Below are 15,669 nucleotides of genomic sequence, written 5' to 3'. Positions count from 1 at the left end.
GCATCGTGGTCGGTTCTTCGTCACCTCCCGACCTCGGACGGAGCCCGACCGGGAGAAGCTTCCCGGTTACCTGAGCAGGCGCGCTGCCTCGGTCGCCCAGTAGGTGAGGATCTGTCCCGCACCTGCCCGGCGGTAGGAGGTGAGGGTCTCCAGGATGACCCGCTCACGGTCCAGCCACCCGTTCTGGGCTGCTGCCTCCACCATCGCGTACTCCCCGCTGACCTGGTAGGCCGATACGGGGACCCGGACGGAGTCGGCGATCCTGGCCACGATGTCCAGGTAGGCGAGCCCCGGTTTGACCATCACCATGTCCGCACCCTCGGCGATGTCCAACTCGGCCTCGCGCAGTGCCTCCGACGCGTTGGCGGGATCCTGCTGATAGCTGGCGCGATCGCCGAACTGCGGTGCACACTCGGCTGCCTCGCGGAAGGGTCCGTAGAAGGCCGAAGAGTACTTGGCGGCGTAGGCGAGGATCGCGACGTCGGTACGGCCGGCCTTGTCGAGCGCGGTACGGATCGCGCCGACCTGGCCGTCCATCATTCCGCTGGGGCCGACCACCTGCACGCCCGCTGCGGCCTGGGCCAAGGCGATGGAGGCGTAGCGCTCCAAGGTCGCGTCGTTGTCCACCTCACCGGAGTCGGTGAGCAGGCCGCAGTGCCCGTGCGAGGTGTACTCGTCCAGACAGAGGTCGGCCATGAGCACGATGTCGTCGCCGAGGTCGGCGGAGAGATCCCGCAATGCCTTCTGCACGATGCCCGCGGGATCGTCGGCGGAGGAGCCGTGCTCGTCCTTGAATTCCGGGATGCCGAACAGCATGATGGCGCCCACTCCGGCCTCGACGGCCTCGTGGGCTGCCTTTCGCAGGCTCTCGCGGGTGTGCTGGTAGACGCCGGGCATGGACGACACCGGGTGCGGCGACTCGATGCCCTCCTTGACGAACATCGGCAGGATGAGCTCACCGGGGTGGACCCGCGTCTGTGCGACCAGGCGCCGCATAGCGGGCGTGGTGCGCAACCGGCGCGGACGGGCCACCGGGAAACGGGCGGTCATGGCGTTACCCCTTAACTACTGCTCGCGGAGCGTCAAAGCGTCTTGCGGCGACGGCCGCGGCGCTTCTGGCTGGGACGCAGGACGGGCTTCCCAGCCTCCACAGCCGCTTTCCGTTGTGCGGAACCGTACTGCGAAAGCGCCTCTGCCAGGGCTGAAACCGAGGTTTTGGGTGCGATGACGTTGACGCGCAGACCGAACTCCTCCGCGGTCTTCGCGGTCTCCGGACCAATCACGGCGATCACCGTGGTCGCATGCGGTTTCCCGGCGATACCGACCAGGTTGCGCACCGTGGAGGAGGAGGTGAACAGGACCGCGTCGAAGCCGCCCCCCTTGATGGCCTCACGGATCGGGGCGGGCGGCGGCGCGGCGCGCACGGTGCGGTAGGCGGTGACGTCGTCCACCTCCCACCCGAGGTCGGCGACGCCCGCGGCGAGGGTCTCGGTCGCGATGTCGGCACGCGGCAACAGGACGCGTTCGATCGGGTCGATCTCCGCGTCGTAAGGAGGCCACACCGCGACCAGTCCGGCACCGGACTGGTCGTGGGCCGGCGGGACGAGATCGGGCTGGATGCCGAAGGCCACCAACGCCGCAGCGGTCTGGTCGCCCACGGCCGCGACGCGCACGCCGGCGAAGGCGCGTGCGTCCAGGCCGTACTCCTCCAACCGCTCCCGGATGGCCTTGACCGCGTTGACCGAGGTGAAAGCGACCCACTGGTAGCGGCCGGTGACCAGGCCGCGCACGGCCCGCTCCATCTGCTGGGGGGTCCGGGGCGGCTCCACCGAGATGGTGGGGACCTCCTCGGGCACCGCACCGTATCCGCGCAGCTGCTCGGAGAGGCTCGCGGCCTGCTCACGGGTACGCGGGACGAGTACGCGCCAGCCGAACAGCGGACGGGTCTCGAACCAGGAGAGCTCCCGCTGTCGGCGCGCTCCCTCGCCGACCACCATGAGGGCCGGCTTGGTGACGGTGTGCCCCTTGGCGTCGGCGGCCTTGAGGTCCGCGGTGAGTCGCGCCAGCGTCGAGGAGACGGTGGTCTGCTCGGTGGTGGTCCCCATCCGGGTGACGGCGACAGGCGTGGTGTCGGGACGTCCGCCTGCGATGAGGGTCTTGCAGAGCCGGTCGAAGCCGGGGCCTCCCGCTCCGGGGTCCTCGTCGTCGGACGCATCGGGGAACATCACGAGCAGCGTGGCGTTTCCCTCCGCCGCGCGGTCCCAGTCGAGACCGGTCTCCTTGGCGTTGAGGACGCGCAGCTCCCCGATTCCCTCGGGCAGCAGCGGGAGCCCGGCGTAGGCGGGGACAGCCGTGACGGCCGACAGACCCGGCACGATCTCGTACTCGACATCGGCCGCGCGAGCGGCGGCGGCCAGGTCCGCGCCGCGGCAGCCCAGCAGCGGGTCCCCGCTGTAGAGGCGGACCACGCGCTGACCGTCGCGGGCGTGTGCCAGAGCCAACCCGTCGGCGTCGCCACCGCACTCGGCGGCGTCCACGACCAGGACGTCGGGGCGACAGTGGCTCAGCAGCGCCGGCCGGTACTTCGCGAGTTCCGGCCCGGGCTCGCGCAGCGTGAAGACGACATCGGCGCGCGCGAGAAGCGCGGCCCCCCGCAGGGTGAGCAGATCGGCGTCACCCGGGCCGGCCCCGACCAGGGCGATGTGGCCGACTGCGGGCTCGGCCGGCTTCTGCGACCCCGGCTCGCGGTTCTCGGTCTGCGCGTTCACTTGACTCCTTCGTACTTGCCTGGCCTGCCCCGGTGGTGCTGCGCGGATGGGACATCCAGTGCTAGCTGTCTCTCTGGGCCGCTTCTGCCACAATCCGGTCCGCCCCATGCGCGATCATCTCGCGCGCGAGGTCGCGGCCGAGGTGCGCGGCCGCCTCGACGGAGTCGGGGAAGTCGCTGGTGGAGACGGCGCGCTCCATGCGTACGGCCTCCGCGCCGTCGGTGGACACCACCGCGGCGCGCAGGCGCAGGCGCCCCTGCCCCGTGAACTCGGCATAGGCCCCGACGGGTGCGGCGCAGCCGGCCTCCAACTCGGCCAGGACCACGCGTTCGGCGGTAACGGCTGCCCTGGTTTCGAGGTGATCGACGGCGGTGAGGTAGTCCAGTGCGGCCACGCCGATGGGGCACTCCACGGCGAGCGCGCCCTGCCCAGGCGCGGGAAGCATCTGCTCTGGCTCGAACACGTCGGTGACGTCGTTGACGCGGCCCACGCGGACCAGACCGGCGTAGGCCAGTACGACCGCGTCGAGCTCACCGGAGGTCACCTTGCCCAGGCGGGTCTCGGCATTGCCGCGGATCGGCAGGTAGCGCAGGTCGGGCCGCAGCGCGGCCAGTTGGGCGACCCGCCTGGGCGAACCGGTGCCGATCGTCGCGCCGGCAGGCAGGTCGGCGAACTTGAGGCCGTCACGGGCGCACAGGGCGTCGCGGGGGTCGTCGCGTTCGGGGATCGCGGCGAGGGTGAGTCCGTCGGCGGGTGCGGTGGGCAGGTCCTTGAGGGAGTGCACGGCGAAGTTGACGCTGCCGGCCAGCAGCTCGTCGCGCAGCGCGTTGACGAAGACGCCGGTTCCACCGAGCTGGGTCAGGTGGGCCTTGGTGACGTCGCCGAAACTGGTGATGAGCACCAGTTCGATCGGGACACCGGTGTGCTCGGTGATGGCGTCCGCGACCAGCTGGGACTGGCTGGTGGCCATGGTGCTGCGGCGAGTGCCCAGGCGTGCGGGAACCGGGGCCATGTCAGCTCTCCTCGGCGGCGGGCTTGGGGGTGGCGACCGCGTCGGTGATCGCGGGGTCGAGGTCGAACAGAGCCCGCAGCGCCGCCTCGTACGCCCCTCCGTCGGGCTGGGCCGCGAGCTGCTTGACGCGGACCGTGGGCTGGTGCAGGAGCTTGTCCGCGACGCGGCGCAGGGCGTGGGTGATCTCACCCCGGGCCTTGTCGTCGAGGTCGGGAAGCCGCCCGTTCAACCGGGCGAGCTCGGTGTTGACGACCGTGCGAGCCTTGCCGCGCAGGGCGACGATGGTGGGAGCGACGCTCTCGGCGCGGCGCACCGACTGGTACTCGGCGACCTCCTCGTCCACGATGTCGCGAACGACGGAGACGTCTGCGGCGCTGGTGGCGGAGCCGGTGGCAGCCTGCGCGGCGGCGCGCAGGTCTTCGATGTCGATGAGGATCGCGCCGGGCAGCTCGCGGACGGCCGGGTCGATGTCGTGCGGCAGTGCGAGGTCCACGAACACCAGGGGGCGGCCCGGGCGGTTGCGGATGGCGGCTGCGACGTCGGGGGCGTCGAGGACGAGTCCCTGCGCTCCGGTACAGGAGATGACCAGGTCCACCTCTGCCAGGTGGGCGGCGGCGTCCGCAAAGGGAACGGCTCTGCCGGCCAGGGAGTCGTATGCCTCGGTGAGGCACTCGGCCAGGCGTGCGGCGCGTTCGAAGGTGCGGTTGGCCACGATGACGGAGCTGGCTCCCTGGCGGGCCACGGTGTTGGCCGACAACGCGCTCATCGAGCCCGCTCCGAGCACCATGACGCGGTAACCGGTGAGGTTCTGGGGCCGGGGCAGCGCGGCCGCGATCTCGCCGGCGATCCCCGCATGTGCGTCGTCCATGGGGCAGCGGGCGCCCGAACGGGCGGCGTCGGCGGAGGCCGCGGGCAGGTGTTGCTGGGCGACGGCGAGACCGAGGGTGACCATCCCCGCGCCGGCCTGGTCGAGGTGGGTGTCGGTGTGGGCGCGCTTGCCGACCCTCAGGGCCCGCTGGCCGAGGTCGTTGAGGACCCGGCCCAGCGTTCCCGCCTGCTGGGCGTCCTTGAGGGAGTTGCGGACCTGCCCCAGGATCTGGCCCTCACCCACGACCATCGAGTCCAGACCGCAGGCCACCGAGAACAGGTGCTGGACTGCGCGTTCCTCGTAGTGGACGTAGAGGTGGCGGGTGAGTTCACCGAGCGAGACGCCCGTGTGCCAGGAGAGCAGCTCGGAGATCGCGGCGACACCGGGGTGGAACTGGTCAACGTCGGCATAGACCTCGACGCGGTTGCACGTGGCGACCATCATCACCTCGTTGACCGCTGTCGCGCCCATGATCTCGGACATGACCTTGAGGCGCACCTCGCCACTCAGGGCAACGCGCTCAAGCAGCGCCACGGGCGAGCTTCGGTGGCTCATCCCAACGGCGAGGACACTCATCCGTACTCCAATGCAGGCACGTTGCTCAACGCTTTTGTCACGACTCGGCACCCGCCCGCCTACGCGCGCGCCGGCCCCGGCCACCTCACTGGTCCAGGGCGCCGACCCATTCGGGCCCTTTGTCCCCGCCGGCCTTGCGCTGTTCGTGGAAGGCGAGGATTTGGAGTTCGATGGATAGATCGACCTTACGCACATCCACATGGTCCGGCACATTGAGGACCATCGGAGCGAAGTTCAGGATGCTGGTCACTCCGGCACCGACGAACCGGTCACACACCCCCTGGGCCGCCGCGGCCGGGGTCGCGATGACGCATATGGAGACGTTCTCCTTGGCGACAACGTCTTCAAGAGTGTCAATATGCCGCACCTGAAGGCCCGCGACCTCATGGCCCACCATGGCCGGATCGGCGTCCAGGAGCGCGGCGATCCGGAAGCCCCGCGTGCCGAAACCCCCGTAGTTGGCGAGGGCGCGCCCGAGATTGCCCGCACCGGTGATCGCGACCGACCAGTCCTGGGTGAGACCAAGCTCACGGGAGATCTGGTAGATGAGGTACTCGACGTCATAGCCGACCCCGCGAGTTCCGTAGGACCCCAGGTGGGAGAGGTCCTTACGCAATTTTGCGGAGTTGACACCGGCCACCGAGGCCAGTTCCTCCGAAGACACAGTGGGCGTGCCACGCTCGCTCAGACCGTGCAGCGCCCTCAGGTAGAGCGGAAGCCTCGCGACTGTCGCCTCCGGGATTCCCCTCTCCCGAGGCCGTGGGGTACGGCTGGTCACAGGTGTGCGCTCCTGGGCGACTATCGGCGTTATTGATCCTCTTCGGACGCCTCGGACCGACGCGCCCCGATTCGGGGCGCCTCCGGTGTCCGCCGAGAACCGAACCGGAAAAGACCGTGCGTCCAGATTACGCCCTTGTGAATGCACGCACAAAGTGGATGCCGAATTAACAGAACCGCACGGCGGTCGGGACCGGGCGCTACTTCCCGGCCAGGGCCGCACGTAGCCGGGACTCGCTCACCCGCCAGAAATCGTGCTGCGCACCGTCGATGAAGGTGACCGGGATCTTCTCCCAGTACTCGTCCTTCTCCTCTTGATCGGAGCAGGTGATGTCGCGGACCTCGTAGGGGATGTCCAGGTCGGCGGCGACCCGCTCGATGACGGCCAGCGCCTCGTCGCAGAGATGGCAGCCCGGTTTGCCCAACATCGTAATGACGTGAGGCGTTTCACTGTGACGTCAACCTGATTTCCACAACGGCATAACCGCTGATCACCCTCCTGCGAACGGCGGAAGGACCTCGACGACCCATCCGTTGGACAGCGACACGCCCGCGGGCGGACGTTTTCCCACAGACACCCCGTTCACCAGCAGAGACGAGCGACGCAGCACCTCAAGGAACCGGTGATCGCCGCTGCGCCTGCCCCTTACCAGGTCAAGTGCCTCGGCCAGGGAGTCGGCGTCGAGGGTCTCCTCCCCCGTGCCGGCAGCATCTTTGGCCGCTGCCCAGTACCGCATGGTCCCGTTTGCCATTGATTGATTATCCTTGTGTTTACTCGGAGGCAATTTCCACAGCATTTTCACCGAGGGCAATGGGGCCTTCGATCAGCCGCGCAGCGCGGGCGACGGGAAGAAGCGCATGAGCCATCTCCTGCTACTGACGAACTCCAACGAACCGTCCGACCATGTCCTGCCCGCACTCGGGCTGCTCCTGCACTCGGTGCGGATCGCGCCCGCGGAGGCCAGCGCCCTGCTGACCCCCGGTCACGACCGTACGGCGGGCCTGCCGGTGGACGCCATCCTGGTGGACGCCCGGACCGACCTCGCAGCGGTGCGCAACCTGTGCCGCCTGCTCAACACCACGGGGCTCGACTGCCCGCTCATCACCATTCTCACCGAGGGCGGCGTCGCCGCACTCACCCCGGACTGGCAGGTGACGGACTTCCTGCTCACCTCCGCCGGACCGGCCGAGGTCGAGGCCCGGCTGCGTCTGTCGATCGGCCAAGCCGACAGCGCCACCGACGACCCCGACGAGATCCGCCGCGGCGACCTCACCATCGACGAGGCCACCTACATCGCGCGGTTGCGCGGGCGCATCCTGGACCTGACCTTCAAGGAGTTCGAGCTCCTGAAGTTCCTCGCCCAGCACCCGGGCCGGGTTTTCACCCGAGCACAACTGCTGCAGGAGGTGTGGGGATACGACTACTTCGGAGGCACCCGCACCATCGACGTCCATGTGCGGCGTCTGCGCGCCAAGCTCGGCAGCGAATACGAGTCGCTGATCGGCACCGTGCGCAACGTGGGGTACCGGTTCGTCCCCGATCCCGCCACCAAGGCGGCGAGCGAGGAGGCCGCACGGCAGGTCGAAACCCCGGAGCAGCTCGCCAACCGGGTCTGAGCCGGGAGTGGACACGCGGCTTCCAGGAACCCGGGGCAGGGTGATTCCTTCGTTACGGATCGTCACTCAAGGCTCGTCATCCAGGGCCGGAACGCTTAAGATGCTGGACAGCAGTCGCTGTGCGGCCGGTTTCGCGAGAAATCGGCCGCATTGCACGGAAACGGGCTAGGCACACCCGGGCGACTGGGTTAATTTGGGACGCCCAGCCCGCAGATCGGCCTGGCGCCGCCCCGACCGAGGAGGACCGCCCGCATGCCGAAAGAATCGACGGCGACCACCGCGCCTCGATCCTTCCCGCGGGTATGGGCCGGCGTTCCGCTGTGCGCGGTGTTCATCGGATGCACTCTGATCGGGTCGTCGTTGACCTCCCCCGCCTGGGCCGACTCCCGCACGCTGGGACTCGGTGTCGCAGGGCCCACCGTCGCCCCCAGAGCGGACTTCTCCCTGCCGCTGACCCTGACCAACAACCGCACGGACACCGCGCTCACCATCACCGGTGCCACGGTGACGGAGTCGGGCATGGGGATGAACATCACCCGGTTGCCCGCCGCCCTCGACGCCGGCGGGCAGGCGCCGGCGACGATCACCGGCCAGGCGCCCGCGGAGGCCGCCGAGCCGGTGGCGTTCACCGTGCGGGTGTCCTACGAGTACGCGATCGTCCCCGAGGACTGCGACCGCGAGCCGTCCCCCTCGCCCGCCGACCCCAGCGCGTCGCCGGCGCCCGAGTCGTGCCCGCGGGAGCAGCACAAGGGCACGACCGAGATCACCCGGTCGGTCACGCTGAGGAAGCCCGCCCCCTCACCGGAGCCGTCGGAGCCGAGCACTCCGCCGCCACCGTCCACGTCGCCCCCGCCCCCGCCGTCGGACAAGCCGACCACGACGCCGCCGACGTCGAACCCGCCGAGTTCGAGCGCGCCGACCGCACGGCCCTCTACCCCGGCCAACCGCCCCTCCTCCCCGGGCATCCGACGTCCGGCGGCACCGCACAGCCCCGTCTCGACCACGCGTTCGGACGCCGCCGACGACCGCTTCGGGCTGCCCACCGGCAACGCCCAACTCCCCGACCTCACCGCCCCCGGCGAGAGCGGGGCCGACAGCGGCCCGTTGGACCTTCCGCTGGTCTCCCCGGGCGAGGACGAGGAGGCCGCGACCACCGTGGCCCAGGAGTCCCAGGACCTGCGCGGCTCCATCACACCGAGCATCCTGTTGATGTTCCTGCTCCTGCTCCTGCTCCTGTCCGCCCCGCTTGCACCGGCCCGGCGGGTCAGGGTCGGCGGCGCCTACACCGGCAAGCGGCGCAGGAAGTAACCGCTCCGCCCAACGGCCCCGCACTGGTCATAGGCTCGGGCCCATGAGCCACATCATCACTGCGGAAGCACTGGATCCCAGCCGTCGCGACGCCGTACTGGCCCTGGCCGAGGCCGCCCGGGAGGCGGACCAGGTGGCCCCCCTGTCCGAACAGACCCTGCTGCGGGTCCGCCACGGCGCGCCGGAGGGGACGGGGCGCTTCTCCTTGCTCTACGAGGAGGAAGCCGACGGCGAGCGCCTGAGCGCCTTCGCGTTCACCGAGATCGCGCCGGGCGAACCCGAGTCGGCCGAGTTGGTGGTGGCCCCGGATCGGCGACGCCAGGGGCTGGGTGGATGGCTGTTGGGGGACCTGCTGACCGCCTCCGTGGGCCCCGGCCTGCGGGTCTGGGCGCACGGACGCCTGCCGGGCGCGGTGGCTCTTGCCCGTTCCGCCGGACTGGAGCAGGTCCGGGGGCTGTTGAAGATGCGGATGGCACTGAACACGTCGGCAGGCGCGCCGGTCCCCGACCTGCCCGCGCCGGTCCTGCGCCCCGAGACCGCGCAACGGTTGGAGCTGCGGGCTTTCCGAGTGGGCGAGGACGAGGCGGGCTGGCTGACCGCCAACGCGCGTGCCTTCGCCGACCACCCGGAGCAGGGGCAGATCACTTTGGAGGACCTGCGCCAACGCGAAGCCGAAGACTGGTTCGACCCCGCCGGCTTCTTCGTGGCCGTCGAACACGGCAGCGGCGACGTGGCCGGCTACCACTGGACCAAGACGCACGCCGACGGTGCCGGACTGACCGACGGGGAAGCGGTGGGCGAGGTCTACGTGGTGGGCGTCGATCCGCGGTGGCAGGGCAGCGGGCTGGGACGGGCCCTGACCCTCGCGGGGCTGGTGCACCTGCGCGACCGCGGTCTGCCCTGGGTACTGCTGTACGTGGATGAGGAGAACCGGGCTGCGGTGCGTCTCTACGAGTCGCTGGGCTTCACCCTGTGGGACGCCGACGTGATGTACGCCAAGCCGGGAAACTGACCTCTCGGCGGACCCAACACAATGGCAACTCTATGTGTCTTCTCGATAGACACAGTGCGATAATCGCAGCTCAGTTACCGACATAATTCACAAAAGGGGCGCGGTTCATCTGGTGGACACCAGAAAGCCGCGTCTTTTTCGTGGACTCTCACCGCCACGTTCACCGTTCGTTCATCCTCCCTGGTCCGACTGGCCACCTGGGCTGCCTACCTTCACATTTGACGGGAACGGCAGTCGAACTCGTCCACAGGTGACCATGCTCAAAGGAAGGACCCCCGGGCTGTGAAGCTCTCTAGGTATGGCCGAATCGCGGGCGTGACCCTCGCCGGCGCCCTTGCGCTCTCCGCCTGCGGCAGCGACCAGGCCGTCAACCCGGCCGGCGACGGCGCTACCGCGGCCGGCAACGCCGACTGCGTCAACGGCGGTGGCACCCTCGCCGGCGCCGGCGCCAGCTCCCAGGAGAAGGCCATGGCGGCCTGGGTCGCCGCCTACACCGGCTCCTGCGAGGGCACCACCGTCAACTACGACGCAGTGGGTTCCGGCGCGGGTGTCAACCAGTTCCTCGACGGTGCGGTGGCCTTCGCGGGCTCCGACGGCGCGGTCGAGGGCGAGGAGCTGGACCTGGCCACCGAGCGATGCACCGGCGCCGACGCCGTCAACCTCCCGGTCTACATCAGCCCGATCGCCGTCATCTTCAATCTCGACGGCATCGACTCGCTGAACCTCAAGCCCGAGGTGATCGCCAACATCTTCAACGGCGAGATCACCACGTGGAACGACGAGGCCATCGCCGCGGACAACCCCGACGCCGACCTCCCCGACACCACGATCACCCCGGTGAACCGCTCCGACGAGTCCGGCACCACCGAGAACTTCACCGCCTACCTGGCCGGCGCCGCCGGCGACGCCTGGCCCAACGAGCCGGAGAAGGTGTGGCCCTACGAGCCCAAGGAGGCCGCTCAGGGCTCTTCCGGTGTGGTCTCCGCGGTCGAGGGCGGCAACGGGACCATCGGCTACGTCAACGCCTCGCACGCCGGCGAACTGGGCACCGCCTCCGTGGGCGTGGGTGACAGCTTCGTCGAGTACAGCCCCGAGGCAGCCGCTGCGATCGTGGACAGCGCCGAGCCCGCCCCGGGCAACGACAACGACCTCGCCATCACGCTGGACTACGGGACCTCCGACAGCTCGGTCTACCCGATCGTCCTGGTCAGCTACCACATCGCCTGCCTCAGCTACGCGGAGCAGAGCGACGCCGACCTGGTGAAGGGCTTCCTGAGCTACGTCATCAGCGAAGAGGGCCAGCAGGCCGCCGCCGACGAGGCCGGCTCCGCGCCGATCTCCGCCGAGGCACGCGACAAGATCCAGGCGACGCTGGACAAGATCGAGGCCGCGGCCTGATCAGCGCGTCAACTCCGTCGAGGGTAGGGCTCCACCGAGCGAGGTGGGCCCTGCCCTTGGTCGCGTTGGTCACCCGCGGCCCGCTCGGCGGAGTCGGCGCCCGGCTCCTCCCACGCACTGGGAACGCCAAGCAAAACCGGTCCATCACCGCAGGTCAGAGCGCCCTGTATCGCCCAACCGGCAGTCGCGTTCCAACCCGCGGCGGGCAAGCTCCACAATGTAACAGGCCCCGCCATCGTCTGTCTGGAAAACGCGCAGAAGAACGCTCTGCATGGGGGCGGACCTTGAACCATCTCGACCGGAGTCTCACATGACCACCACAGACCCGTCTGTGACGGCCCGCGAACCGCAGGGCAAACGTCGCGTCGGCGACGTCGTCTTCGCCAACAGCGCGAAGGGATCGGGGATCCTGATCCTCGCGATCCTGGCGGGTGTCGCGGCGTTCTTGATCGGCCAGTCCTACGACTCACTCGCCGCGAACACCGCAAACTTCTTCACCAGCTCCGAATGGGGCGCCAACACGCGCGAGGCACCCGCGTTCGGTGTGGCCGCACTGGCCTTCGGCACCGTGCTCGCCGCAGCGATCGCCCTGATCATCGCGACTCCCATCGCCATCGGCATCGCGCTGTTCATCGTCTACTACGCGCCGCGGCGCGTCGCGGCGGTCCTGGGCTACGTGGTGGACCTCCTCGCCGCGATCCCCAGCGTCGTCTACGGCCTCTGGGGCATCGGCTGGCTGGTCGTGCAACTGGTTCCCTTCTACGCCTCCCTGGAGACGTACCTGGGCTGGATCCCGTTCTTCTCCGGACCGGTCTCCACGACAGGGCGCACCATGCTGACAGTGGGCATCGTGCTCGCGGTGATGATCCTGCCGATCATCACCGCGATGTCGCGCGACGTCTTCCAGCAGGTCCCCCAGTCCCACCGCGAGGCGGCCCTCGCCCTGGGCGCCACGCGCTGGGAGATGATCCGGATGGCGGTACTCCCCTTCGGCCGCCCCGGCATCATCGGCGGCGCGATGCTGGGTCTGGGCCGGGCGCTGGGCGAGACCATGGCCGTCGCCATGATCTTGTCGCCCTCCCTGGTCATCTCGTGGTTCCTGCTGCAGAGCGGCAACCAGACGATCGCCGCACACATCGCCCTGCAGTACCCAGAGGCCACCGGCTACGGCGTCTCCGCGCTGATCTCGGCCGGCCTGGTCCTGTTCGCCATCACGCTCGTCGTCAACATGGCAGCGCGCTTCGTGGTGTCGCGCCGCAAGGAGTTCGCGTAAATGTCCGCCTCCACGCAACTGTCTCCGTCCTCCACCGAAGGCGGATCCACCCCGTCGGCGAACACACTCTCCCTCGGCGGGACACTGCCCAAGCCGATGCCGCCGGCGACCCTGGCCGCGATCGTGGTGCTCGGCGCCGGCACCCTCTACGCCCTGGACGCGTGGAGCCTGCCGATGCTGGCCGTGATCACCATCGTGGGCTACATGGTCGCGATCACCACCGCCTCCGCCTTCTACGAGAACGGCCGCAAGGCCAAGGACCGGCTCGTCACCGCGGTCGTCTACACCTGTTTCGCGCTGGCGATGGTGCCGCTCGTCTCGGTGCTGTGGACGGTTCTCAGCTCGGGCCTGGTCCGCCTGGACGGCTACTTCCTCCAGGTGTCCATGAACGGGGTCACCCCGAGCATGGACGCGGGCGGTGCCTACCACGCCATCGTGGGGACCCTGATGATCACCGGCTTCGCCGCGGTGGTGTCCATTCCGATCGGCCTGCTCACCGCCGTCTACCTCGTCGAGTACGGTCGCGGCCGGCTCAAGCAGGCCATCACGTTCTTCGTGGACGTCATGACCGGCATCCCCTCCATCGTGGCCGGCCTGTTCGTGGTCGCGCTGTGGATCATGCTGTTCGGCCCGGGCAAGACCAACGGCGCCGCCGGAGCGATCGCCCTGTCGGTGCTGATGATCCCGGTCGTGGTGCGCTCCTGCGAGGAGATGCTGCGCCTGGTTCCCAACGAGCTTCGGGAGGCCTCGTATGCACTGGGCGTACCCAAGTGGCTGACCATCGTGAAAGTGGTCCTGCCCACCGCGATCGCCGGTATCACCACCGGCATCATGCTGGCGCTGGCCCGCGTCATCGGCGAGACCGCGCCCCTCATCCTGACCGCCGGCTCCTCCGCGGTGGCGATCAACTGGAACCTCTTCGAGGGCCAGATGATGAGCCTCCCCGTGTTCATCTACTCGCAGGTGCGGATGGGCGGCGCCATCAACTACGAGCGGGCCTGGGCCGCTGCGCTGACGCTGATCATCGTGGTCATGCTGCTGTTCTTCGCGGCTCGGATGATCTCGCGTCTCTTCGCACCCAAGCTCGGGCGGTGAGGCCGTGCCCCTCGCCGACGCCCCCGCTCCCCTACTCTTGAGAACCTGAGGAACTTTCAGTGGCCAAACGAATCGACGTCTCCGGACTGCACGTCTACTACGGCGACTTCCTCGCCGTCGAAGACGTCTCGATGACCATCGAACCCCGCTCGGTGACCGCCTTCATCGGCTCCTCCGGCTGCGGCAAGTCCACCTTCCTGCGCACCCTCAACCGCATGCACGAGGTCACCCCCGGGGCCCGTGTCCAGGGCAAGGTCATGCTCGACGACCAGGACGTGTACGGCCCCGAGGTTGACCCGGTGGCGGTACGGCGCGAGGTCGGCATGGTGTTCCAGCGCCCCAACCCGTTCCCCACGATGTCGATCTACGACAACGTCATCGCCGGCTCCAAGCTCAACAACCAGCGGATGAGCAAGGCCGTCGCCGACGAGACGGTGGAGAACGCGCTGCGCGGCGCGAACCTGTGGGAAGAAGTCAAGGACCGGCTCAACAAGCCGGGAGCCGGCCTGTCCGGCGGCCAGCAGCAGCGTCTGTGCATCGCGCGGGCGATCGCCGTCGAGCCCAGCGTGCTGCTGATGGACGAGCCCTGCTCGGCGCTGGACCCGATTTCCACCCTCGCGATCGAGGACCTGATCTCCAAGCTCAAGGAGAACTACACGATCGTGATCGTCACGCACAACATGCAGCAGGCTGCCCGGGTCAGCGACGTCACGGCGTTCTTCAACCTGGCCGGCACCGGCAAGCCCGGAAAGCTGATCGAGATGGGCGAAACGAACCGGATCTTCACCAACCCGGAGAAGAAGGAGACCGAGAACTACATCACCGGTCGCTTCGGGTAGCCCTCGCCCCCCGGCCATCGACGCGGGGCGTCTCAGTGGCCCTCCAGGGGCCGCGGGACGCCCCGCGGCTGTTGCGGGCCGGACCAACCGCACGGAACAGGCTCACATCAGGTACAGCAGACCGTAGACGCCGGCTGCGATGAGGGCGGCGCTGGGAACGGTCAGCAGCCAGATCACCACGATGTCGCCGGCCACTCCCCAGCGCACCGCCGAGAGCCTGCGCGTCGAACCGACCCCCACGATCGCCGACGTGATGATGTGCGTACTGGAGACCGGTACGTGCCAGATGAACGAAGTGGCGCCCATGATCAGCGAGACGGTGGCCTCTGCCGCGAACCCCTTGGGTGCGTCCAGTTGGATGACCCGATGGCCCAGTGTGCGCATGATCCGCCAACCGCCGGTCGCCGTCCCCAAGGACATCGCGACCGCGGCGCCGACGATTGCCCAGGTGGGGACGTCGTAGGACTGCTGATAACCGGTGGTGACCAGCGCGAGGACCACGATCCCCATCGTCTTCTGCGCGTCCTGGAGCCCATTGCCCAGCGCCATGGCGGCAGCCGACACGCTCTGCGCGAGCCTGAACTTGCGGCCCACCGAGCGCGGACGGGCGTTGCGAAAACCCCACAGGATCGCCAGCATCAGCAGGTAGCCCAGCAACGCACCCATGAGCGGCGACACCAGCATCGGGATCAGGAAGCTGGTTCCCACTCCGCCCCAGTTGACAGTGGCCGCCGACACCAACGCCGCCCCCAGCATCCCGCCCACCAAGGCGTGCGAAGCCGAGGAAGGCATCCCCCGGTACCAGGTGAAGACGTTCCAGGCGATGGCACCGCACAACGCTGCGAAGAGCACCATGAGGCCCGGATGACCCGGCGGCGGAGCGATGATGTTCTGGCTGATCGTGCGGGCCACTCCTTCCCCGAGGAAGGCGCCCAGCAGGTTCATGCACGCGGCCATGACGACAGCGACCCTCGGGGTCAGGGCACGGGTCGAGATCGAGGTGGCGATGGAGTTGGCGGCGTCGTGAAAACCGTTGGTGAAGGCGAACACCAACGCGACGGCGACGACGGCGAGCAGAGCGGGGTCGGTTGGCACGATCAGCTGGGTTTCCCCCTGGGCGACGGGC

General features: G+C 69.0%; 15 protein-coding genes. 7 read left to right on the top strand and 8 right to left on the bottom strand.

The window, feature by feature from the left end; all coding sequences use genetic code 11:
- Window positions 1-66: 66 nt before the first annotated feature.
- The 7 genes from hemB to AC0VYP_RS02000 all read right to left on the bottom strand — a co-directional run bounded on the left by hemB (window position 67) and on the right by AC0VYP_RS02000 (window position 6,753).
- Window positions 67-1,050, bottom strand: coding sequence for a porphobilinogen synthase (gene hemB / locus AC0VYP_RS02030; protein WP_285760646.1), 984 nt, complete (start codon window positions 1,048-1,050; stop codon window positions 67-69).
- A 32-nt stretch (window positions 1,051-1,082) separates the two neighbouring features.
- The gene (locus AC0VYP_RS02025) at window positions 1,083-2,768 is read right to left on the bottom strand and encodes a bifunctional uroporphyrinogen-III C-methyltransferase/uroporphyrinogen-III synthase (RefSeq protein ID WP_475472210.1); all 1,686 of its coding nucleotides are present in this window, start codon (window positions 2,766-2,768) and stop codon (window positions 1,083-1,085) included.
- Window positions 2,769-2,829: 61 nt separating this feature from the next.
- Window positions 2,830-3,780 (bottom strand): hydroxymethylbilane synthase, encoded by a 951-nt coding sequence (gene hemC / locus AC0VYP_RS02020; RefSeq protein WP_475472209.1) that lies wholly within the window; start codon window positions 3,778-3,780, stop codon window positions 2,830-2,832.
- Window position 3,781: 1 nt separating this feature from the next.
- Window positions 3,782-5,224: a glutamyl-tRNA reductase gene (locus AC0VYP_RS02015; RefSeq protein ID WP_475472208.1), complete on the bottom strand. Its 1,443-nt coding sequence runs from the start codon at window positions 5,222-5,224 to the stop codon at window positions 3,782-3,784.
- Window positions 5,225-5,309: 85 nt separating this feature from the next.
- Window positions 5,310-6,002 (bottom strand): redox-sensing transcriptional repressor Rex, encoded by a 693-nt coding sequence (locus tag AC0VYP_RS02010; RefSeq protein ID WP_285760642.1) that lies wholly within the window; start codon window positions 6,000-6,002, stop codon window positions 5,310-5,312.
- Between the two features lie 199 nt (window positions 6,003-6,201).
- Window positions 6,202-6,429: a glutaredoxin family protein gene (locus AC0VYP_RS02005; protein ID WP_285760641.1), complete on the bottom strand. Its 228-nt coding sequence runs from the start codon at window positions 6,427-6,429 to the stop codon at window positions 6,202-6,204.
- Window positions 6,430-6,492: 63 nt separating this feature from the next.
- A complete protein-coding gene (locus AC0VYP_RS02000) occupies window positions 6,493-6,753 on the bottom strand; it encodes a MoaD/ThiS family protein (RefSeq protein WP_285760640.1) in 261 nt (86 codons plus the stop codon).
- Window positions 6,754-6,859: 106 nt separating this feature from the next.
- Here AC0VYP_RS02000 and AC0VYP_RS01995 point away from each other — a divergent pair, with 106 nt between their 5' ends.
- The 7 genes from AC0VYP_RS01995 to pstB all read left to right on the top strand — a co-directional run bounded on the left by AC0VYP_RS01995 (window position 6,860) and on the right by pstB (window position 14,543).
- Entirely contained in the window at window positions 6,860-7,618 is a 759-nt protein-coding gene (locus AC0VYP_RS01995; protein WP_285760639.1) for a winged helix-turn-helix domain-containing protein, read from the top strand.
- Window positions 7,619-7,870: 252 nt separating this feature from the next.
- Window positions 7,871-8,926: a hypothetical protein gene (locus AC0VYP_RS01990; protein WP_285760638.1), complete on the top strand. Its 1,056-nt coding sequence runs from the start codon at window positions 7,871-7,873 to the stop codon at window positions 8,924-8,926.
- A gap of 43 nt (window positions 8,927-8,969) precedes the next feature.
- A complete protein-coding gene (mshD, locus tag AC0VYP_RS01985) occupies window positions 8,970-9,938 on the top strand; it encodes a mycothiol synthase (protein ID WP_285760637.1) in 969 nt (322 codons plus the stop codon).
- 282 nt (window positions 9,939-10,220) lie between these two features.
- On the top strand, window positions 10,221-11,336 hold the full coding sequence (gene pstS / locus AC0VYP_RS01980; RefSeq protein ID WP_475472207.1) for a phosphate ABC transporter substrate-binding protein PstS: 1,116 nt from the start codon (window positions 10,221-10,223) through the stop codon (window positions 11,334-11,336).
- Between the two features lie 310 nt (window positions 11,337-11,646).
- Window positions 11,647-12,609 (top strand): phosphate ABC transporter permease subunit PstC, encoded by a 963-nt coding sequence (gene pstC / locus AC0VYP_RS01975; protein ID WP_285760635.1) that lies wholly within the window; start codon window positions 11,647-11,649, stop codon window positions 12,607-12,609.
- Window positions 12,610-13,704 carry a phosphate ABC transporter permease PstA gene (gene pstA, locus AC0VYP_RS01970; protein ID WP_285760634.1) on the top strand — a complete coding sequence of 365 codons (1,095 nt, stop codon included), beginning with the start codon at window positions 12,610-12,612 and terminating at the stop codon, window positions 13,702-13,704.
- 59 nt (window positions 13,705-13,763) lie between these two features.
- A complete protein-coding gene (gene pstB, locus AC0VYP_RS01965) occupies window positions 13,764-14,543 on the top strand; it encodes a phosphate ABC transporter ATP-binding protein PstB (protein ID WP_285760633.1) in 780 nt (259 codons plus the stop codon).
- Between the two features lie 102 nt (window positions 14,544-14,645).
- On the opposite strand, the gene AC0VYP_RS01960 is transcribed toward pstB, so the two are convergent.
- A complete protein-coding gene (locus tag AC0VYP_RS01960) occupies window positions 14,646-15,638 on the bottom strand; it encodes an inorganic phosphate transporter (protein ID WP_475472206.1) in 993 nt (330 codons plus the stop codon).
- Window positions 15,639-15,669 lie beyond the last annotated feature (31 nt).

This window comes from Nocardiopsis sp. iso_186 (assembly GCF_056173365.1).
Note: the sequence above shows the minus strand (reverse complement) of the source record. Positions and strands in the feature narration are given on the sequence as shown.